General features: G+C 67.7%; 20 protein-coding genes. 14 read left to right on the top strand and 6 right to left on the bottom strand.

Going from position 1 to position 19842, the window contains the following annotated elements; all coding sequences use genetic code 11:
* Window positions 1-235 precede the first annotated feature (235 nt).
* Complete coding sequence (locus HSO01S_RS04740) at window positions 236-2377, bottom strand: alpha-galactosidase (RefSeq protein WP_066039413.1); 2142 nt, start codon at window positions 2375-2377, stop codon at window positions 236-238.
* A 169-nt stretch (window positions 2378-2546) separates the two neighbouring features.
* On the opposite strand from HSO01S_RS04740, the gene HSO01S_RS04735 reads away from it, so the two are divergent.
* From HSO01S_RS04735 to HSO01S_RS04695, 9 genes are all read left to right on the top strand, one after another.
* A complete protein-coding gene (locus tag HSO01S_RS04735) occupies window positions 2547-4946 on the top strand; it encodes a glycoside hydrolase family 97 catalytic domain-containing protein (RefSeq protein ID WP_169799931.1) in 2400 nt (799 codons plus the stop codon).
* 86 nt (window positions 4947-5032) lie between these two features.
* Window positions 5033-6259 carry an ABC transporter substrate-binding protein gene (locus HSO01S_RS04730; protein WP_245635888.1) on the top strand — a complete coding sequence of 409 codons (1227 nt, stop codon included), beginning with the start codon at window positions 5033-5035 and terminating at the stop codon, window positions 6257-6259.
* A 71-nt stretch (window positions 6260-6330) separates the two neighbouring features.
* Window positions 6331-7176, top strand: coding sequence for a carbohydrate ABC transporter permease (locus HSO01S_RS04725; protein WP_218003769.1), 846 nt, complete (start codon window positions 6331-6333; stop codon window positions 7174-7176).
* On the top strand, window positions 7169-8014 hold the full coding sequence (locus tag HSO01S_RS04720) for a carbohydrate ABC transporter permease (RefSeq protein WP_066039410.1): 846 nt from the start codon (window positions 7169-7171) through the stop codon (window positions 8012-8014). Before HSO01S_RS04725 ends, HSO01S_RS04720 begins: the two co-directional genes overlap by 8 nt.
* Window positions 8011-9171 (top strand): ROK family transcriptional regulator, encoded by a 1161-nt coding sequence (locus tag HSO01S_RS04715; RefSeq protein WP_066039409.1) that lies wholly within the window; start codon window positions 8011-8013, stop codon window positions 9169-9171. The genes HSO01S_RS04720 and HSO01S_RS04715 overlap by 4 nt, the downstream gene beginning before the upstream one ends.
* 193 nt (window positions 9172-9364) lie before the next feature.
* Window positions 9365-10354: a permease gene (locus HSO01S_RS04710; protein ID WP_157078936.1), complete on the top strand. Its 990-nt coding sequence runs from the start codon at window positions 9365-9367 to the stop codon at window positions 10352-10354.
* Entirely contained in the window at window positions 10347-11219 is an 873-nt protein-coding gene (locus tag HSO01S_RS04705; RefSeq protein ID WP_245635886.1) for a TIGR03943 family putative permease subunit, read from the top strand. The genes HSO01S_RS04710 and HSO01S_RS04705 overlap by 8 nt, the downstream gene beginning before the upstream one ends.
* Window positions 11209-12711, top strand: coding sequence for a hypothetical protein (locus tag HSO01S_RS04700; protein WP_066039408.1), 1503 nt, complete (start codon window positions 11209-11211; stop codon window positions 12709-12711). Before HSO01S_RS04705 ends, HSO01S_RS04700 begins: the two co-directional genes overlap by 11 nt.
* Before the next feature lie 160 nt (window positions 12712-12871).
* Window positions 12872-13045, top strand: a complete 174-nt coding sequence (locus HSO01S_RS04695) for a CsbD family protein (RefSeq protein WP_066039618.1) — start codon at window positions 12872-12874, stop codon at window positions 13043-13045.
* Window positions 13046-13121: 76 nt separating this feature from the next.
* Here the strand turns inward: HSO01S_RS04695 and HSO01S_RS04690 are convergent, their stop codons facing one another.
* The 4 genes from HSO01S_RS04690 to HSO01S_RS04675 form a co-directional block, all read right to left on the bottom strand.
* A complete protein-coding gene (locus HSO01S_RS04690; RefSeq protein WP_066039407.1) occupies window positions 13122-13430 on the bottom strand; it encodes a DUF7882 family protein in 309 nt (102 codons plus the stop codon).
* Window positions 13402-13740 carry a hypothetical protein gene (locus tag HSO01S_RS04685; protein ID WP_157078908.1) on the bottom strand — a complete coding sequence of 113 codons (339 nt, stop codon included), beginning with the start codon at window positions 13738-13740 and terminating at the stop codon, window positions 13402-13404. The genes HSO01S_RS04690 and HSO01S_RS04685 overlap by 29 nt, the downstream gene beginning before the upstream one ends.
* A 130-nt stretch (window positions 13741-13870) precedes the next feature.
* Window positions 13871-14824, bottom strand: a complete 954-nt coding sequence (locus HSO01S_RS04680; protein ID WP_084361305.1) for an AraC family transcriptional regulator — start codon at window positions 14822-14824, stop codon at window positions 13871-13873.
* A gap of 33 nt (window positions 14825-14857) precedes the next feature.
* A complete protein-coding gene (locus HSO01S_RS04675; RefSeq protein ID WP_066039404.1) occupies window positions 14858-15226 on the bottom strand; it encodes a hypothetical protein in 369 nt (122 codons plus the stop codon).
* Window positions 15227-15426: 200 nt separating this feature from the next.
* Here HSO01S_RS04675 and HSO01S_RS04670 point away from each other — a divergent pair, with 200 nt between their 5' ends.
* Window positions 15427-15915 (top strand): VanZ family protein, encoded by a 489-nt coding sequence (locus HSO01S_RS04670; protein WP_066039403.1) that lies wholly within the window; start codon window positions 15427-15429, stop codon window positions 15913-15915.
* Between the two features lie 11 nt (window positions 15916-15926).
* Window positions 15927-16748 carry a TrmH family RNA methyltransferase gene (locus tag HSO01S_RS04665; protein WP_066039402.1) on the top strand — a complete coding sequence of 274 codons (822 nt, stop codon included), beginning with the start codon at window positions 15927-15929 and terminating at the stop codon, window positions 16746-16748.
* Between the two features lie 15 nt (window positions 16749-16763).
* Here HSO01S_RS04665 and HSO01S_RS04660 read toward each other — a convergent pair whose 3' ends face one another.
* Window positions 16764-17699: a Ppx/GppA family phosphatase gene (locus HSO01S_RS04660; protein ID WP_066039401.1), complete on the bottom strand. Its 936-nt coding sequence runs from the start codon at window positions 17697-17699 to the stop codon at window positions 16764-16766.
* 41 nt (window positions 17700-17740) lie between these two features.
* On the opposite strand from HSO01S_RS04660, the gene HSO01S_RS04655 reads away from it, so the two are divergent.
* From HSO01S_RS04655 to HSO01S_RS04645, 3 genes are read left to right on the top strand one after another with little or no spacing between them, the layout of a single operon-like run.
* The gene (locus HSO01S_RS04655; protein ID WP_066039400.1) at window positions 17741-18190 is read left to right on the top strand and encodes an FAS1-like dehydratase domain-containing protein; all 450 of its coding nucleotides are present in this window, start codon (window positions 17741-17743) and stop codon (window positions 18188-18190) included.
* Window positions 18187-18618 carry a MaoC/PaaZ C-terminal domain-containing protein gene (locus tag HSO01S_RS04650; RefSeq protein ID WP_066039399.1) on the top strand — a complete coding sequence of 144 codons (432 nt, stop codon included), beginning with the start codon at window positions 18187-18189 and terminating at the stop codon, window positions 18616-18618. The genes HSO01S_RS04655 and HSO01S_RS04650 overlap by 4 nt, the downstream gene beginning before the upstream one ends.
* A 14-nt stretch (window positions 18619-18632) precedes the next feature.
* A complete protein-coding gene (locus HSO01S_RS04645; protein ID WP_066039398.1) occupies window positions 18633-19829 on the top strand; it encodes a UDP-N-acetylmuramate dehydrogenase in 1197 nt (398 codons plus the stop codon).
* Window positions 19830-19842: the final 13 nt, after the last annotated feature.

Raw genomic sequence — 19842 nt, 5'->3', positions numbered from 1 at the left:
ACTCAACAGTAACCAAATCCCGCATTTACTCCGCAGATTCAAATAGATTCAACTACATCGACGTGATTGACCAAGATCATGAAGCCAGATCAAGTACCTATTTGTAATTGACGACCACCGACGAAATGCATGCGGCTGATAATCGTGGGGTCGCGGGTTCAAGTCCCGCTCCCGCTACGAAAACCCCCAAGATCTCGCCATCTTGGGGGTTTTTCTTTTCTCGTCCTGATCGACCTCAGCCGACGGCCACGAGTTCGAAGAGCATGGCGTTTCCGGGGTTGAGCAGCGGTAGGGGCAGTCCTTCCGAGACGAGAACGCGGCCCGTCAGCACGACGCCGTCGAATGCGGCGTCGAGCCAGGCGGGTCCTGAGATCTGGTGCAGCTGAGGCAGACCCGCTTCGGAGCGGACGGTCACCCGATAGCGGAGCAACGCGTCGAGTCCCGGCATCGGTACCCGCGGAGTGTGAGCCGTGGGACTGGTCTCCGTGCGCACCCAGGCGAAGATCGCATGCCGTCGGTCGGGCGAGACGACTCCAGCGAGTGACGCGCCTGCGTCGACGGCTTCGGCATGGACTGACCGGCCGGCGTGGAGCAGTGGCCGGAGTTCTTTGTAGGTTGCCCCCCACCGGGTGATGCTGGCGAGCTCGTCGTCGGTGCAGGCGAGGAGGTCCCACTCGAGACCGGCATGTCCGAACAAAGCCGTGACCAGCCGGAACGACAGTGACGAGGTTCGGTGCGTCGTGTGCGCTTCGGCGGGACCGACGTGCGAGCCGACGAGCTCCGGTGGCAGCAGAGCCTGGGTCCAGCGCTGGATCCATTGGCGCTCGTAGGGGTCGTTCGTGTCCGAGGCCCAGAGTCGCTGAGTTCGCGAGAGTATTCCGAGGTCCGGGCGAGCGCCGCCGCTGGCACAGCTCTCGATCTCGAGGTGCGGGTGCCGGCGACCGAGCTCGTCGAGCATCCGATACGTCGCCATCGTGTGCTCGTGCACCCCCGGCCGTCCCGTGGCAGTGGACTGCGCTGCGTGCAGATCTCGGTTGTGGTCCCATTTGATGAAGTCGACGCCGCACTCGGTGACCACGGCGTCGATCTGGCCGAGGACGTGGTCGAAGGCCGCGGGATTGGCAAGGTCCACCACGAATTGGTTCCGCCAACTAAGTTCCGGTCGTTCTCCGAGTATCCAATCCGGATGTTCGCGCGCCAGCGACGAGTCCGGATTGACCATCTCGGGCTCGAACCAGAGACCGAATTCCATGCCGAGGTCGTGGACGCGCTGAGATATCTGCGACAGGCCTGTAGGCCAGACCGACTCATCGACGACCCAGTCTCCGAGTCCGGCCGAGTCATCCCGCCTGCCGAGAAACCAGCCGTCGTCGAGCACGAATCGCTCCACCCCGACGGAGGCCGCCTTGTCGGCGAGTTCGGCGAGTCGTGTCCGATCGTGATCGAAGTACACGGCCTCCCAGGTGTTGAGCACCAGGGGGCGAGGCCTGGCGGGGTACGACGGCAGATGGCGCACCGCGTCATGAAATCGGGCCGAGACGTCGTCGATCCCTTCGCCCCCCCAGGCGAACCACACATCCGGTCCGCGATACACCTCGCCTGTCTTGAGAACGATCTCATCGATGTCGAGCGCTTCACCGCCGCCCAACACGACGGAGTGGACTCCCGCGCCCTCCGGGCTTCGCTCCACGATGCTCTGCTGGTTTCCGCTCCACGCGACATGGCATGCCCATATCTCGCCGGAAAGCGCGGTGAACCCGGTCGTGCCGACCATGGTGAGGTACGCCGAATCGTGACCCGGGCGTCCGCGGCGCGAGGTGCGCAGCCACGTGCCGTCGGCCACACGGCGCCGTTGGGGGCGTCGCTCGCCGCTCCACTTGCCCGTGAAGTCGAGGGTCTCCTGTGCTCGCGCAGGCAGGGGCAATAAGGTGACCAGCGATCGCACGCGGACTCGTTGAGCGACGCCGAGGTTCGCCACTGACCCGTTTAGGCGGACCAAGCCGAACTCATCGATCTCGACGCGGAGGGTTGCCTCGAGAATGTCGTTGTCGTCACGAAAACGGAAGGTCGCCGATGCCCGGGTCTCTTCCGTGCCGGTGACCCTCAGTGCGGAGCTCGCGAATCCATCCGCGCTCCATTCCAACCCAGGGGTACCCGACCAGCCGTGGTGGATCGTCGGAATCAGCGAGAACGAGCGCGCCGCATCCAGCGAACTGTTCAAGACCGCGGGGACCGCTGTGGCGGTCAATCCGGAGAGATCGGCGTCGGCGAGTTCCGCACCCCAATGCGCCACGACGGGCATGCCCCAGTGATCTCGGGTGATCACCAGGCTCACTCCGCCGGATCGGAGATGGACGGTGTTCGCGGAGTTGCTCATCGGGAGCCTTTCGGTGGAACCATAATTACATTCTTGACATCATAAACTAATTGGATCTACGCTCGCCAGGCGGATATCCACCGATCCGCCCCCAAAGACGAAGGAGTCCCTGTCGATGACCCGAACCTCCAGCGCAACCTCGCTATTCGCTCAGGAAGGCTCCTCCGACGTGGCGCTGCACCTCCACGAGGTGCCTGCATTGAGCATCACGGTGGGCGGTCACCTCTGTGCGCGGATCGAGCTGGGTCTGACGGTCGACGGGGTGCCACTCGGCAGGGGGTCCGAGTTGCTGTCGGTCACCCGGCGTCACATCTCGGACAGCTACCGCGCCTTCACGGGAAAGACCGCAGGGGAGCGGATGGTCGAGCACGACGAGGCTGAGCTCTGGTTCGAGGATGTCGATGGGCGCCGCTGGGGTCTCCTGGTGAGGAGCTCGCACGATGGCGTCGCGTTTCGATACCGGTTGCCGTACGAGGCGCCGGCGACGCTTGGGGCTGAGGCGACTCGTATCGCGCCGGTCTCGGCAAGCCGCGCGTGGGTCTTGGACTACCAGACGTGGTACGAGACTCCTCGCTTCGGCGCCGACCTCGATGAGCTCGCGGCCGGCGACTATGGATTTCCCATCCTCGTAGCCGCTCACGATGACCGCTTCTTCCTCCTCACCGAGTCCGACATCGACGGTCGCAGCTCGGGCGCTCACGCACGCTTCTCCGCCGGGAGCTTCTCGGTGGTGACGGCCGATGATGAATTAGCTGTCGACGCGGGGTACCAGACGCCGTGGCGTGTACTGATCATCGGTTCTCTGGCCGACATCGTCGCATCAACGATGGTCGACGATCTCGCCCCAGCAGCCGATTCGGCCGCGGTCGTGGTGCCACGACCCGGACGGGCCGCCTGGTCCTGGTGGTCGAGTCAATATTCGGGTGCCTATCTCGACGTCCAGAAGCGCTTCACCGACTTCGCCGCGGAGCAGGGGTGGGAGCACGTGCTGGTGGACTGCGGATGGGATGCCTCCTGGATGCCCGAGTTGGTCTCGTATGCGAGCGCTCGGGGAATTCAGGTCCATGTGTGGAGTTCGTGGTCCGATCTCGACGGCGACGAGGCGCTCCGGAAACTGGCGCTCTGGCGATCGTGGGGCGTGGCGGGGATCAAGGTCGACTTCATGGAGTCGGAATCGCGCGATCGATACCGCTGGTACGACGCCATCATCGCCGAGACCGCTCGAGTGGGCCTGATGGTAAATTTCCATGGCTCGGTCATCCCACGCGGCTGGGCGAGAACCTTCCCGCACGTGGTCAGTTACGAAGGCATCCGGGGTGCCGAGTACTACGTCTTCTACGGAGATCCCCTCACGGCAGCTCATAATGTCATTCAGCCGTTCACGCGCAACATCGTGGGTGCGATGGACTACACGCCGGTCACGTTCAGTGCCCCGCAACGCGAAACGACCGATGCGCACGAACTGGCTCTCGGGGTCGTTTACGAATCCGGCATCACGCACTTCGCCGACGATCCGGACCAATACCGTGCCCGTCCGCACGCTGCGCGATTCCTGGCCGAGCTGCCCGCGACCTGGGACGAAGTGCGTCTCATCTCCGGTACCCCCGACACGGAGGCAGTCATCGCCCGTCGGTCCGGTGATCGCTGGTTCCTGGGAGGGATCAGCTGTACACCCGCCCACTCGATCTCCTTCCCGCTCGGTGACCTGATCGCCGGGCCCTCGGTCGCCTGGGTAGTCACCGATGGGCCTGGTCACCTGGTCGAGTCCTGGGTGGACGGACCGGGCGATGTCGCCGTAGTTCTAGAGGATCTCGGTGGATTCGCCGCCATCGTCGCCCCGACGGGAACGCAGCTCCATCGAGCAACGGCCCGGGCGGAGCAGATTCTGCCTCAGATCGAGCCCCCCGTCCTGGTTCTGAACGATTCCGAGCCCTCGTCGTTCAAAGTCAGTGCCCATGCCACGCTCCGCACCCCTCCCGGGTGGGCGGCGACCCCCGCTAACGACGGAATCACGTGGTGGGTCCAGAGACCTGACTCGGCGGAGGCCGGTGACCTCGTGGTCTTCGCCGCCGAGGCTGAGGGTCCGGACGGGGTGCCACTCCTCTCGCATGCGAAGGTCTTGATTCCCTATGCCGGGGACGGTGGCACCGACCTGTCCGACATTCCATTCCTCGATGCCGCCAACGAGGTCGGGCCGGTCGAGCGGAATCTCAGCAACGGTGGCGGTGATCCACGCGACGGAGGCCCGCTGACCGTCGGGCGGACTCAGTACACGCATGGGCTCGGAGTCTCGCAGAATTCCCGCGTCATGTTCGCTCTCGACGCAGCACCCTCGTTGGTGTCGGGATCGGTGGGTATCGATGACGAGACGCCCGGCACGCAAGCGGGTGCGCTCATCCTCCTGGACGGCATCGAACAGGCCCGCTTCGTGCTTCAGGCCGGGGCTCAACCGCACCCGTTCCAGCTGGATTGCGGCGGCGCTTCCGTTCTCGAGCTTCGAACGTTCGACCTGCCCGGCAGAGCCGAAGCCCATGTCGACTGGCTCGACCTCCGCCTGACCAGAGCCTGACACGGAACAACCCTCCGGCTCCGCCTGGAGACGGAATCCATCGAATGAAAGGAAAGCCCATGAGACGGTGGTTGGCGATAACGACGGTGTCCGTCGCCGCAGCCGCGCTGCTCACCGCCTGCTCCGCAGGTGGCTCTGACAACAATGCGGAGAGCGGCGAGAAGGTGACGTTGACCTACGGGGTGTGGTCGCAAGAAGACACGATGCAGCAGGTTGTCGACGCGTTCGAAAAAGAGAACCCGAACATCGACGTCCAACTCCAGGTAAATCCCTTCACCGACTACTGGACGAAGCTCCAGGTCAGCGCGCAAGGCGGGACGGCTCCCGATGCCTTCTGGATGCTGGGCGATCGTTTCCAGCTCTACGCCGCCAACAACCAGCTCCTCCCGCTGGACGACGCGATCTCCGACGCGGGAGTCGACCTGGGCGTGTACCCGAAGGCGCTGGTTGACCTCTTCACCTACGACGGCGCGCACTACGGGCTCCCGAAGGACTTCGACACGATCGGCCTCTGGTATAACAAGTCGCTCTTCGACGCTGCCGGGGTGGCGTACCCCACCGCCGACTGGACATGGGCCGACGTCCAAGCGGCCGCGCCAAAGCTGACCGATCCAGCCAACGGCACCTTCGGAATAGCTGCGCCTCTCAACCGCCAGGAAGGCTATTACAACACCATCGCTCAAGCCGGAGGTCACGTGATCGAGGACGGGATGTCGGGATACTCCGACCCGAAGACCCAGGCGGGCCTGCAGTACTGGGTCGACTTCCAGAAGAACGGCAGCTCGCCGAACCTCCAACAACTGGCCGACACGGAAGCCGTTGCTCAGTTCGAGAACGGCAAGGTGGCGATGTATTACGGCGGTTCGTTCTACGCGCAGCGCTTCTACGACAACCCCGACCTCCGCTCGAAGATCGACGTCACCGTTCTGCCTGCAGGCGAGACCCGGGCGACGGTCATCAACGGCATCCAGAACGTCGGCTTCGCCAACTCGAAACATCCCGAGGAACTGAAAAAGTTCCTTCTCTTCCTCGGAGGTAAGGAGGCGGCCGAGATCCAGGCGGCCACAGGAGCGGTCATCCCGGCCTACGAGAACACGCAGCAGGCCTGGGTCGACTCGATGCCGGAGTTCAACCTGCAGGCCTTCCTGGACGAGGTGCCCGACGGAGTCCTCTACCCGGTGTCTGCCAATACCGCGGTCTGGAATGAATACGAGGACGACCTCTTGACGCCGGCGTGGGACGGATCCGTCTCCGTCGAGCAGGCCGCCGATGACCTGGCCACGAAAATGGACGAGGCCCTCGCAAAAGAATGAGCGCAGTCACGTCCAGGCGGGGCGCCACTCGGCGCCCCGCCCTACTCCGCATCAGCAACGCCCTGACGGGCTTGGCGTTCGTCGCACCGGCCCTCGTGGGGCTGTTGGCTCTCTACATCGTGCCGCTGATCTCGACCTTCGTGACGAGCTTCACCAAGACCGGCCCCTTCGGCGGTTCGACATTCGTCGGCGCTGACAACTACCTGTCACTCTTCCTCGATGCCGAATTCTGGACCGCTTTACGCAACAGCCTTATATTCACGGCCATCGTGCTCCTGGGCGTCCCGATCGCGATTGTCCTCGCGGCACTCATCAACTCGGTGAAGCGGTTCAGGACCACCTACCGGGTGTTGTTCTTCCTGCCCGTGGTCACCTTGCCCGTTGCTGTGGGAATGGTCTGGCGTTACATCTACAACGGAGATTTCGGGGTGATCAACCAGGCGCTGGCCGCCTTCGGCATAGACGGACCGAGCTGGGTCGCGGATCCCGACGTCGCCATCTATGCAGTCGCCATCGTCGGCATCTGGTCCAGCCTCGGGACGAACATCATCATTCTGGGCGCCGGAATCCAAGCCATATCGCAGGACCTCTTCGAGGCGTCATCTCTGGACGGCGCCGGTTCGATCCGACAGTTCTTCGCAATCACCCTGCCGCTTCTGAGCCCTAGCGTGTTCCTCGTCTCCGTGCTCTCCGTCATTTCGTCCCTGCAGATGTTCGACCTGATCTACGTGATGATCGGTCGCGGTTCGCCCGCTGAACAGGGGTCGCAAACCGTCGTGTACCTGTTCTTCCAGAAGGCGTTCGTGGAATACGACCGCGGCTACGGTGCCGCAATAGCGATCGTTCTCCTCGTGATCATCATGGCCGTCACCGCACTCCAGTTCCGTCTCCAGCGAAAGTGGGTCTTCTATGGTTGATGCGAATCCCCGGGCTCGGCGACGGGTCAAATCGACCTGGGCGGCGCACGCCGTGCTGGTGGTCGCCGCAGCGGCAATGGTCTTCCCGTTCCTGTGGCAACTCCTGACCGCGCTGAAGACGGTCGCCGAGTCGCGAGCCGTGCCTCCCGTCTTCTTCCCCAGCGACCTGACGGTTGACGCCTTCGCACGATTCTTCGACTCGGTTCCCGTCGTCGGGATGGTGGGGGTTTCGGCTGCGGCCCTCGTCATCCGAGTAGGAGGTCAACTTCTGATCTGTTCCCTCGCCGCCTATGGGTTCGCCCGCATGACATTTCCCGGACGGAATGTCCTGTTCGGGTTGTTCCTCATCATGCTCATGGCGCCCAGCCAGTTGTTCTTGATCGCTCAGTTCGATCTGATGAAGAGTCTCGGTCTCCTGGACACGATTCCGGCGATCGCACTTCCGGGGATCTTCTCGGCATTCGGGACGTTCCTGCTCCGGCAAGCCTTCATGAGTGTGCCCAAGGAATTCGAAGAGGCTGCCCGCCTCGACGGTGCTAATGCGTTCCAGATCTTCTGGAGAGTCATGCTGCCCATGGTGGGACCGACACTCGCCGCACTCACAGTATTGACCGCGCTGTACTCTTGGAACGACCTGTTGTGGCCGCTCATCATCACCTCCTCGAAGGAGAACATGACTCTGCCAGTCGGGCTCGCAACGCTGCAAGGGCAGTACGGCACGGACTATCCGACTCTCATGGCGGGTTCACTTCTCGCCTCACTGCCACTCATCGCGGTATTCATCGCGCTGCAGAGACAATTTTTCGCCGGCATCGCGAGTTCAGGACTCAAGGGATGAACACGCTCAACCGGATACCCGTCAGCTCACCGGCCTCGGTCGCGGTCTTCCGCCGCATCCTCACCCATGGGCCTCTCGGCCGGATCGACGTGGCTCGAGCCACCGGACTCTCGCAATCCGCCGTGACAAAAGCAGTGAACCCCTTGATCGAGGCCGGTTTCGTCGTCGAGACCATTCCCGATGACCGTGGAGAACTCGGAGTCGGTCGCCCGGTTAACCCACTTGCCGTTGCGCACGGCCGCGCCCACATCATCGGTGTGAAAGTAACCGGGACCACCACGTACGGCGTTCTCACCGATCTCAGCGGAGTACAGATTGCCTTCGCGACAGCACGGAACAGAGCCCACGACGTGCGGGAGATCATCGACTCGATCGCAGAGGTGGTCGACCAGATCCGCGAGACGAATCCCGGGCCCGCCGTGGATGGACTCGGGGTCGCCATCTCCGGTGACGTCGATCGCACCGCAGGAATCATCCGCGACTCGCCCCTCCTCGGCTGGACGGACGTGCCCCTCCGGCACCTACTCGAAACGCGACTGGCCTTGCCGGTGACCGTCGAGAACGACGTTCGAGCGCTGACGATCGCGGAGCACCTCTTCGGAGCAGGTCGAGACGCCAGATCCTTCGCGGTGGTCACGATCGGTGAAGGCATCGGTTGCGGCCTCTTCGTAAACGGAAGGATCGTCGATGGCGCATACGGGGTCTCAGGGGAGATCGGCCATCTCCCGCTCGCCCCGCGCGACCTGGTCTGCAGCTGCGGCCGCCACGGATGCGTAGAGACGGTGGCATCGACGCGGGCCATCGTGGACAGGGTCAGAACTGCGACCGGCATGCCCGATCTGGAGGCCGCCGACGTCATCCGTCTCGCGCACGAGAATCATCTGCCGTCGATCGAGGCCTTCGAAGCCGCGGGCGAGGTGATCGGGGCCGCCCTGGCTGCGCTGATCAACATCATCGGCCCGGAACGGGTCATCATCGCGGGAGAAGGCGCGCTCGAGTACGAGCTCTACGCCGACCGATTGAAATCGACGATCGCGGAGCACGCTTTCGGTGCGGCGGCCAAGGCTGAACTGACGCTCACCAAACACACCTTCTTCGACTGGGCGCTCGGTGCCGCAGTGTGCGTGATCGAAGAAATTGCGGCGGGATCGATCTGACGAGAGCATCGAGCGGGCGATGGGCACGCGTCGATCGCCGCGTTCCTCGGTCGAGCAGATGCGGTTCCCCAGGGTTCGCCACCGCCCGTCCTCTACCCTGGCGGATGTGACCCAGGACCTGATCGCTCGAGGAGCCACCCGCCCGGTGGGCACTCCGGGCGGCCGGCCGCCGGGGTCGCGGTCTCGGTCGCGGATGATCGGGCTCGTGATCGGCGCCGTGGTCGCCGCCGCCCTGATCGTGCTCCGCCTGGTCACGAGCGACCTCGACGCCGGGGCGCTCCCGAACCGGATGCGCGACTTCGTCACCCTCGCGACCAGCGTCGTGATCGAGTCGCTGCCCTTCGTGTTCCTCGGCATCCTGATCTCGATCGTGGTGCGGTTCTGGGTGCCGGATCGGTGGCTGCACCGGATCATGCCGCGCACGCCCTGGCTCCGCCGGGTCGTCATCTCGCTGGTCGGCGTGCTGCTGCCGGTCTGTGAGTGCGGCAACGTGCCGCTGGCCCGCGGCTTCATCATGAAGGGCTTCAGCGTCCCCGAGGCGATGACCTTCCTGCTGGCCGCCCCGATTCTCAATCCGGTGACGATCGTCACCACGTACCAGGCCTTCGGCTGGAACGACGGGATCCTGGCCGGCCGGATCATCGGCGGCTTCGTCATCGCGAACCTCGTGGGCTGGGTGTTCAGCCGTCACCCGCAGCCCGAGGCGCTGCTCACCCCGCGCTTCGAGGCCGCCTGCCGGATCGAGGCAGGCCCCTCCGGGTCTGGCTCGGCGGGCGCCCGCCCGCGCCTCCGCCGCTCGGTGGTCGCCTTCGCCGAGGAGACCTCGACCATGCTGCCCGCGCTGATCGTGGGCTCGGCGATCGCGGGTGCGATCCAGGTCGGCCTCTCCCGCGACATCCTGGTGGCCCTCGGAAGCAACCCGATCTGGTCGGTGCTCGCCCTGATGCTGCTGGCCTTCGTGGTCGCGATCTGCTCGAACGTCGACGCCTTCTTCATCCTCGCCTTCGGCTCGACCTTCCTGCCGGGCGGGGTGGTCGCCTTCCTCGTCTTCGGCGCCATGGTCGACGTCAAGATGATCACCCTCATGCGCACGACCTTCACGACGGCGGCCCTGGTGCGCCTCGTCGCGATCGTCGCCCTCGCCTCCATCGCCCTCGGATTCGGAGTGAACCTCATTGCGTGACCGTCTGCTCTCCCGCTGGCGCGGGATCGTCCTCAGCCTGATCGGCGTCGTCGCGATCGTCTGGCTGGCCGCGACCGGCCAGCTGGGCCTCTACATCCACCCCCGCTACTACGAGTTCACGGTCGTCATGGCGGTGCTCGCGGGCATCGCGGTCATCGCGGCGTTCGCGCTCGTACCGGGTGCGGCGGATGACGACGGTCACGACCACGGCGACGGGCACGGGCACGCAGACGGCGGCGGGCACGGCCACGCAGACGGCGACAGGCACGACCACGACCATGTCCACGACGACACGGCGGTGGCAAGGACGGGCTCCGGATGGCGCACGACCGCGTGGGTCGCCGCCACCGCGCTCATCGTCGCCGGGACGGTCGGCGCCCTGCTCGTCGTGCCGCCCTCGACCCTCACCTCGGCCACGGTCGACCAGCGCGACCTCAACGCCTCGGCCGCCCTGACGAACGCGGCGGCCGACGCGGCCGGCCAGTCGGCGACCGATCTCGTCGGCAGCGACACCACGACGTTCACGGTCAAGGACTGGGCCTCGCTCCTCCGCCAGGGCGCCGGCGAGGACTACCTCGCGGGCAAGACGGCCGACATCACCGGCTTCGTCACGCCCGACCCCGCCGACCCCGACAACGTGTTCTACGTCGCCCGGTTCGTGGTGACCTGCTGCGCCGTCGACGCCCAGCCCGTGGGCGTGCCCGTCTATCTGCCGGGGTGGCAGAGCGACTACGCCGTCGACAGCTGGGTGCACGCGACCGGCGGCTTCGGGTCGAACCCGAGCACGTCGAGCACCCAGGCGATCGTGCTCGAGCCCACGGCGCTCGCCGCGGTCGACCAGCCCGCGGAGCCGTATGTCTACTGAGCAGCAGCCGACTGAGCAGCCGCCGACGACCGGCCGCCCCGCGACCGCCCGGCGGTCGAGCGACCAGCCGACGAAGCGCGGCGCCGACCGCCGCTGGCGCCGCTACCGCCGCACGACGACGGCCACCATCGCCGCGCTCGCCCTGCTCTCCGTCGGGCTCGGCGCTGCGGCCGTCCTCCGCGGGCCCACGATCGACTCGGCCTCCATCAACCTCCCGGCCGTGATCGCCCGCGACGGCCAGAAGCTCGTGCTGCACGCCGACCAGTCCCTCGCCCCGATCACGCCCGACCAGGTGAGCGTCTCACCGGCCGCCCCGGTCGACGTGACCGCGTCCGGCCCCGACGTGACCCTCGCCTTCTCCGGCCTGCTCGACTACGCCACGACCTACCATGTGCGGGTCGACAGGGTCGTCGGCGCCGACACCGGACTCTCCGGTTCGCTCGACTACAGCTTCGACACGCCCGACGTGCCCGTCTACACCCTGCTCCGGCAGGGCGGGGCGGCGGCCCGCGACCCCGGCCGGCCCGAGGACCAGGTGCTCCGCTCCGGCATCGCCGCGGGTCCGGATGCGACGAGCGAGGTCGTGTTCGAGGCCCCGCACATCCTGCAGTACGCGGTCACCGACGTCGCCCTCGCCGCGATCGTCGCCGACGACCAGGGCAACACCAGCCTCGAGGTCGTGCCGGACGGCGGCTCGGCCGTCACCGTGCCGACCCCCACCGGTGCGCGCCTGCAGAACCTCCGCTCCTCGCCGACCTCGCGCCTGTTCGGCTTCACGGTGAGCGGCGGGGCCGATGCGGCCGGCACCCCGTATCAGGATGCCGTGTTCGTCTTCGACCCCCTCTCCGCCTCCGGCCGCGCCGACCCGGTGGCCGGGTTCGGGGGCGCTCCGCTGCCGCTCGTCGACTGGCGGTTCGTGCCGGGCACCTCCTCGCTCGTGGGCCAGGGCTCGGATCAGCAGCTCTACCTCGTCGATCCGCTGAAGGGCGGCGAGCCGACACCGCTCGGCCGACACACGCAGATGCGCGGGTTCCTGCCGGGCGGGGTGCAGCTCGTGGTGGCCGACGGCGAGGGCGAGTCGACCATCGACCTGTCCACCGGCGCCGTCACCGCGTTGCCCGTCTTCGTGCCCGTTGTCGACCCGAAGTACTACCCGAAGAAGATCGTGGTGCAGGCCGGGGGAGTGACGATCCGGCAGTACGACGACGTCGACTACAGCAGTGACAGCCCGGTCGCGGCATCCGTCATCGCCCTCGCGGATGCGGCCGGCACCAGGGAGCTCTACCGGTCGACGACCGCCGGCTCCCGGGTGCGCGACTTCTGCGTCTCGCCGAACGGCCAGTACCTCGCGGTCGAGGTCGTGCCGGCCGGGGCACTCAACGACGGCTACGCGCTGCCCGGGTACTCGGACATGTCGACCTACTTCGTCGACATCGCCAGCGGGGCGACCACGCGGGGTGTCGCGGGATTCCTGCCCGACTGGTGCGGATGACCCGCGACCCGATCATCCGCGAACCCCGATCATCCGTGAACCCGGATGTTCCGCGAGCCCCGTTCATCCGCGATCGCTGACAATCTGTTGCGGTTCTCGGCGACTGGAGCATCCTGGAATCACCGCCACTCGCGGTTCTGACGAAGGAAAGGTGCTCATCATGGGTATTGGAGACAAGATCGGGAACGCGGCCGAAGACCTCGGCGGCAAGGCGAAGGAAGCATTCGGCAAGGCCACCGACGACGACTCGAAGGTCGCCGAGGGCAAGGCCGACCAGTCGAAGGCCGACCTCAAGAACGCCGGCGAGAACGTCAAGGACGCATTCAAGCACTGACGTTCGCACAGTCCCGACGAAGGCCCGCCCGCATCGCTGCGTGGCGGGCCTTCGCACGTCCTGACGCCTACGGGGTCTAGGGGGCCTCTTCCACCGGCTCGGCCGTGACCCGGAGGTCGCCGCGCTCGGCCGACTGCGCGAGCAGGTCGAGCCACGCGCGGTTCAGCGGCCCGGCCTCGGCGTTGTCGATCCAGAACCGCAGCGGGATTGACGGGGAGAGCCAGATGGTCTCGCGCCCGCTGCCGCTGGCCTGCGAGCGGGCCCAGGAGAGCGCGAACGACTCCTGGCGCCGCAGCTTGCCGATGATGACGAGCTTCAGATGCGCGAGGGTGCGGTCGTCGAACTCGACGCCCTGATCATCGTTCGCGTAGAGCAGTAATCCCACCGCCGGCCTCTCCTGTCGTCATGGTCATCGCCCTCGACCGGCTCTCGAGGTGATCGCACAGCGCCGAGGCGTTCTTCAGCTCCTCGCTCAGCAGCAGGAGCTGGAGCGAGTCGATGGTCACCTCGTTCGCCAGGGCCGCGATGGTGACGACGAAGCGGGATTCACCGGGCGAGGCCGGCAGCAGGTAGAGCTCGGCATGGACGCCGCGGGGGCGGACCACGACGAGTCCACCGTCCTCGCCGTCGAAGCCGTCCTGGTGCAGAACCTCGATCGAGCTGGAGGTCGGGGTGGTCCTGACGAAGTCAGCCACCCACCGGGTCAGTAGGGCGTGGCTGTGGCAGGGCACGGATGATCCTCGATTCGTCGCGCACCGAAACGGTGTGCTCGCACCATTGCATCGCACCGGGACGCGTTCTGCTGGACTCTGTCCAGAAAACGCGTCAGCGTCCCAGGGTGTCGCGCGGATACTCGCCGAAACGGGCCAAATAGGCCCCGGCGAAGCGGCCCGGGTTCGTGAAGCCCCAGCGCGCGGCGACCTCGCCGACGGTGCTGTGCTCCGGTGCGAGGTGGAGGAGCTCGACGTTCACGCGGTCGAGCCGGATGCCGCGGAGGTACTCCGTGGGGCTCACACCGAGCTGGCGCTGGAAGGCCTGCTGGAGGCTCCGGGGCGAGAGGCCGACCACCTCGGCGACGTCGCTGGTGGTGAGCGGCTCATGGGCGTGCGCGTGCAGGTGGTCGACGGCCCGCCGGAGCCGCACGTTCCGCGGCTTGAGGAGGACGGGCGGCAGCGGGGTCGTCTCGTGAGGGAAGGTGTCGAGCAGGGCCGTCGCCGTCCGCCGGCTGAGTTCGGACATCTGCAGCGGAGTCGGCGCCCCGGTGAGGATGAGGAGCGCGCTCTCGTCGACGACGCCCTTCCATCGCACCAGCGCCTCGGGCGCCGGCGCCGCGGCGTGGTCGAAGTGGATCGGCGCGTGCAGAGCGTCTTCGTGCTCGGCCGCGACCCGTTCGAGGAAGCCCGCATTGAAGTGGATGAGGCTCTGCCGGTAGTCCTGGAACTCGAACGCGAACGGCCGCCCGGTGGGGAACATCGCCGGCCGCCCGAGCACCAGCGCCGTCTCGTCTCCGCCCAGGTCCATCACTCCGGAGCCGCCGAGGATCCAGGAGACGACGTACTCGTTCTCGGGCTGGATCGTGCCCTGGATGGAGCCGAGGAACATCGACGACCGCAGGGTCATGTTCGCGTCGCCGGCGACCGTGTAGCGGTACGCGAAGGCCTCGTCGCTGAGCTCGGCCACGAACCCCGTGCCCGAGTAGTCGTCCTCGTACATGGCGCGCGCCTCGTCGAGGTCACGGCCGCCCATCCCCGCTCGGGAGACCGAGAGTTCGTCAGTCATCGAGACGAATCATGGCATACCGTGGCCGGTAATTCACAGGGGGCGGCGGGATGCCGTCCCGGGCTGCCCGAGCAGCCTCGTCAGGGTCCTCGTCAGAGGGGGTTCGAAGGTCGCCGAGAGGCGTGCCTCGAGCGGGTCGCCGGCCGTCGGGCACAGGCGGAGGAGGAGCACCACGCCCCGGCGCTCGATCTCCCAGCTCTCGATCCGGGAAAGGGCGAGGGTCGCCGGGGGCCGGTCGCCGGTGGGGCGGATGACGAGGCGGTCCCGGTAGACCAGGAGGTCGTCGTCGCACTCCGGCTCGTCGGTGCGGCACTGGAACACCACGGCCGGGTCGTCCGACCACGGGGTCCCCACCGCGAAGTCACCCCACGCTTCCGGAACCGGTGCGTTCGAGGTGGACACGACAGTCTCCTCGTTCCGGTAGCAGCGACCCTTCGTCCCTCAGACTGCACTACGAGCCCGCCGCCCACGCCTCCGGGGCCGCAAACCGCGCTCCGGCTCCGCGCTCGTCCACGTCTGTCGATCAAACGCGGTCGACCCACCCCCAGCCCCTCCCGGCGCACGCCCAGGCGGCGGGCCCCGCCGCATGACACCATCACTGCATGCTCGAATACCTCCTGAGCCTGCTGTTCGCCGGGCTCCTCGTGGCGCTCGGCATGGTCGCGGTCGGCCGCGGGCTGATCCCCGGGCCCGTGTCACGCGGCCCGGTGGTGCTGCTCACCCTCATCTGGGCCGCCGGGGTGGCGTTCATGACCCTGCGCCCGGGCAGCGGGCTCGGCGTGCGGCTCAACCTGGTGCCCCTGCAGTTCGACGGCCGCGGCTCGGCGGTCGACGCGGTGCTCAACGTCTTCGTCTTCGTGCCGCTCGGCCTGCTGCTGGTGCTCGCGGGCGCGCGCATCCTCACCGTCCTCGGCATCGCGCTGGCCGCGACGCTCACGATCGAGATCACGCAGTACCTGCTCGACGACGGCCGCACCGCCGACGTCAACGACCTCATCACGAACACCGCGGGCGCCCTGCTCGGCGCGGTGCTCATGCTCGGCGTCCGCGCGCTGGCCCGTCGCCGCATCCGGCCCGCGCCCGCACCCTAGACTCTCGTTCCATGCCCGTCATCCGCGTCGAGGATCTGCAGGATCCGCGTCTCGCCGACTACGCGCACGCGACCGATGTGGCGCTCAAGAACGCGAAGCGCAGCGAGCCGGGCCGCGAGAACGGGCTGTACATCGCCGAGTCGCTGCTGGTGCTCGAACGCGCCCTGCGTGCCGGCCACGTCCCTCGCTCGGTGCTGGCCCTCGGGGCGAGCGAGCACGAGGCGGTCGCCGCACTCGAGGCGGGCGGGCACCCCGACGTCCCGGTGTTCGTCGGCCCGGCCGAACTGCTCGGCGAGCTCACCGGCTACCTGTTGCACCGCGGCCTGATCGCCGCCATGACGAGGCCGCCGCTGCCCGACCCGGCCGAGCTCCTCCGCGGCGCCCGCCGGGTGGTGGTGATCGAGGACGTCGTCGACCCGACCAACGTCGGCGCGATCTTCCGCTCGGCCGGCGCGATCGGGGCCGACGCCGTACTGGTCTCGCCGCGCTGCTCCGACCCGTTCTACCGCCGCGCGATCCGCGTGAGCATGGGCACGGTGCTGCAGGTGCCGTGGACGAGGGTCGGCGAGTGGGACGAGCTCGGGCCGCTGCTCCACGCGCACGGCTTCCACATCGCGGCGCTGGCCCTGACTCCGGATGCGGTGAGCCTCCGCGACTTCGAACGGAACGTCCCCGAGCGGGTCGCCCTGGTGCTCGGCACCGAGGGTGCGGGACTCACCGCCGAGGCGATCCGGGCGGCCGACACCGTCGTTCAGATCCCGATGCTGCACGGCATCGACTCGCTCAACGTCGCCGCCGCGAGCGCGGTCGCCCTGTGGGCGGTCTCGGGCTAGGGTGCGGCGCCGGGCTTAGCCGAGCCCGTCGAGGTAGCGCAGCAGGATGCCTTCCCGCAGCGCCCACGGCGAGACCTCGAGCTCGTCGACGTCGTACAGCTTCATCGCCGAGTGCAGCACCACGGCTCCGGCCACGATCTGGAAGGTGCGGTCCGGCGTGATCCCGGGCAGCGCCTGCCGGGCCTCGGCGGGCAGTTGCCCGAGGCGCGGGATCCAGTCCTTCAGCTCCGAGCGCCGCAGCGTCAGCCTGTCCTCGCCGCCGATCGAGCTGCTCGCGAACGACGAACCCGCCAGTCGTGCGAGCGAGCGGATGGTTTTCGACGACCCGACCACGTGCTCGAACGGCGGCAGCTGCTCGAACAGGGGCAGCGCATCCGCTCGCATCACCGCACGGGAGTGCGCCCGCAGTTCGAGCATCTGCTCGGGCGAGGGCGGATCGTCGGGGAAGAACTGCACTGTGGTGCGGCCGGCGCCGAGGGGCAGCGAGACGGCGACCTCGGGGTATTCGTCGCTGCCGGCGGCGATCTCGAGCGAGCCTCCGCCGATGTCGAAGAGCAGGATGTTGCCGGAGGACCAGCCGTACCAGCGGCGGATGGCCAGGAAGGTCAGGCGCCCCTCGTCCTCGCCGGTCAGCACCCGCAGCGCGACCCCGGTCTCCTGCTCGATCCGGGCGAGCACCTCCTCGCCGTTCCGGGCCTCGCGGAGGGCCGAGGTGGCCATCGGCAGCAGCTCGTCGATGCCCTCGCGGCGGGCGACCTCGGTGGCGGCGGAGATCGCGGCGATGATCGCGAGTACGCCGTCCTCGCTGATCCCGCCGTCGGGTTCGAGGTAGCGCATCAGGCGCAGTACCGACTTGTGCGACGCAGCGGGCACGGGCCGGGCGCCGGGATGCGCATCCACGACGATGAGATGGACCGTGTTGGATCCGACGTCGAGCACACCTAGTCGCACGCCACCGACCCTACTGGAGCCGCGAACGTAAGATGAGAAGCGTGCCAGTCAACCAGGACCTGATCGAGCGGGAGTTCGCCAAGACGAGCCCCTATCTCGTCGGACGCGAGAAGGTGCGCGAGTTCTCGCGCGCCGTGTTCGCCTCCGACCCCGTGAACTACAGCGTCGAGTCGGCGCGCGAGGCCGGTTACGCCGACGTCGTCGCGCCCCCCACGTTCGCGATCGTGGTGCAGCAGCTCACCCTCGACCAGCTCTTCGCGATCGAGGACTCGGGGATCGAGCTCACCCACGTCGTGCACGGCTCGCAGCAGTTCTCGTACACCCGGCCGATCGTGGCCGGCGACGAGCTCACCGCGCAGCTGTCGATCACGAGCATCAAGACCCTCGGGGGCAACGCCATGGTGGCCGCCGAGACCACCATCCGGGATGCGCGGGACGAGCACGTGGCCACCGCCACCTCGACCCTCGTGGTGAGAGGGGACGCGGCATGACGAGCGACGAGGTCCTGGTCCACCCCTTCGTCCCCGGCGATGTGGTCGCCGAGGCGACCTACCACCTGACGCGCGAGTCGCTCGTGCGCTACGCGGGCGCCTCCGGCGACTTCAACGCCATCCACTACCGCGACGACGTCGCTGCCGAGGTCGGCTTGCCGGGCGTGCTCGCCCACGGGATGCTCACCATGGGGCTTGCCGTGCAGCCGGTCGTCGACTGGTTGCGCGACCCGGCGCGCGTGCTCGACTACCAGGTGCGGTTCACGCGGCCCGTGGTCGTGCATCCCACCGAGGGCGCCGACGTGTCGGTGCGTGCGGTGATCGGGAAGGTCGACGAGGCCGAGAGGACCGCGCGCATCGACCTGACCGTGACCGTCGAGGGCGGCACCGTGCTGGGCAAGGCCCAGGTGCTCGTCAGGCTGCCGTGACGGATCCGGGTTCGGTGTCTTCAACGGGCTCGGCGGCGACTCCGCTCGCCCGGCTCACGACCCTGCGCGTCGGCGGCCCGGCCGAGCGCCTGCTGACCGCGACGACCGAGCCCGAGCTGCTCGACCTCGCCCGGCAGGCCTGGGCCGACGAGGACGACGACCCCGAGCGCTGGTTCGTGCTCGGCGGGGGCTCCAACGTGGTCGTCGCCGACGAGGGCTTCGAGGGAACCGTCATCCGGGTCGCCACCCGCGGGATCGCCACGCTTCCGGCGAAGTCGGGCACCGTGCGACTCCGCGTGCAGGCGGGCGAGTCCTGGGACGGTCTCGTGCGCTACGCCGTCGAGAACGGGCTGAGCGGCATGGAGGCGCTGTCCGGCATCCCCGGTTCGGTGGGGGCCGCGCCCATCCAGAACATCGGCGCCTACGGGCAGGAGGTCGAATCCTCGATCGTTTCGCTCGACTTCCTCGACGCCGACTCGGGCGAGGTCGTCCGGCTGCGGCGCGAGGAACTCGGGCTGGGCTACCGCACCTCCGTCTTCAAGCGCGGCCGGCGCGGTGTCGTGCTCTCGGTCACCTTCGACCTGACGGATGCGCGCGACGGCGACACCGTGCCCCTCAGCCGTCCGATCGCCTACGGCCAGCTCGCGACCGCGCTCGGGGTCGAGGTCGGCGAGCGGATGCCGCTGACCGAGGTCCGCGCGACGGTGCTCGGCCTTCGCGCCTCGAAGGGCATGGTCCTGGATGCGGCCGACCCGGACTCGGTGAGCGCCGGCTCGTTCTTCACCAACCCGATCGTGACCGAGGCCTTCGCGCGCACGCTCCCCTCGGATGCACCGCGCTGGCAGATCGAGCCGGACGAACCGGATCTGGTCGTGCCGATCGGCGACGCCGGAACCGGGGTGTCGATCGACGGCGACCACGCCGCGCGACGACTGCCGGCCGAGTACCACGTGAAGCTCAGCGCCGCGTGGCTGATCGAGCGCGCCGGGGTGCGGAAGGGGTTCTCGCTTCCGGGATCGACGGCGGCGATCTCGTCGAAGCACACGCTGGCGATCGTGAACACGGCGGGCGGCGCCGCAGCATCCGGGCCCTCCGGGGGCGGCCTGGCCGCCGATGTGGCCGAGCTCGCGCGCTTCGTGCAGGGCCGGGTGATGGCCGAGTTCGGCGTGCTGCTGCAGCCCGAACCGGTGTTCCTCGGCCACGGGATCTGAGCCGGGTCTTCCG

The organism is Herbiconiux solani NBRC 106740 (assembly GCF_001571005.1).
GTDB classification, from domain to species: domain Bacteria; phylum Actinomycetota; class Actinomycetes; order Actinomycetales; family Microbacteriaceae; genus Herbiconiux; species Herbiconiux solani.
Note: the sequence above shows the minus strand (reverse complement) of the source record. Positions and strands in the feature narration are given on the sequence as shown.

Coding starts and splice junctions, on each gene's coding strand:
- HSO01S_RS04740 (WP_066039413.1), bottom strand. CDS start 2,377: ATGAGCAACTCCGCGAACACCGTCCATCTCCGATCCGGCGGAGTGAGC.
- HSO01S_RS04720 (WP_066039410.1), top strand. CDS start 7,169: ATGGTTGATGCGAATCCCCGGGCTCGGCGACGGGTCAAATCGACCTGG.
- HSO01S_RS04715 (WP_066039409.1), top strand. CDS start 8,011: ATGAACACGCTCAACCGGATACCCGTCAGCTCACCGGCCTCGGTCGCG.
- HSO01S_RS04710 (WP_157078936.1), top strand. CDS start 9,365: ATGATCGGGCTCGTGATCGGCGCCGTGGTCGCCGCCGCCCTGATCGTG.
- HSO01S_RS04700 (WP_066039408.1), top strand. CDS start 11,209: ATGTCTACTGAGCAGCAGCCGACTGAGCAGCCGCCGACGACCGGCCGC.
- HSO01S_RS04695 (WP_066039618.1), top strand. CDS start 12,872: ATGGGTATTGGAGACAAGATCGGGAACGCGGCCGAAGACCTCGGCGGC.
- HSO01S_RS04680 (WP_084361305.1), bottom strand. CDS start 14,824: ATGACTGACGAACTCTCGGTCTCCCGAGCGGGGATGGGCGGCCGTGAC.
- HSO01S_RS04670 (WP_066039403.1), top strand. CDS start 15,427: ATGCTCGAATACCTCCTGAGCCTGCTGTTCGCCGGGCTCCTCGTGGCG.
- HSO01S_RS04665 (WP_066039402.1), top strand. CDS start 15,927: ATGCCCGTCATCCGCGTCGAGGATCTGCAGGATCCGCGTCTCGCCGAC.
- HSO01S_RS04650 (WP_066039399.1), top strand. CDS start 18,187: ATGACGAGCGACGAGGTCCTGGTCCACCCCTTCGTCCCCGGCGATGTG.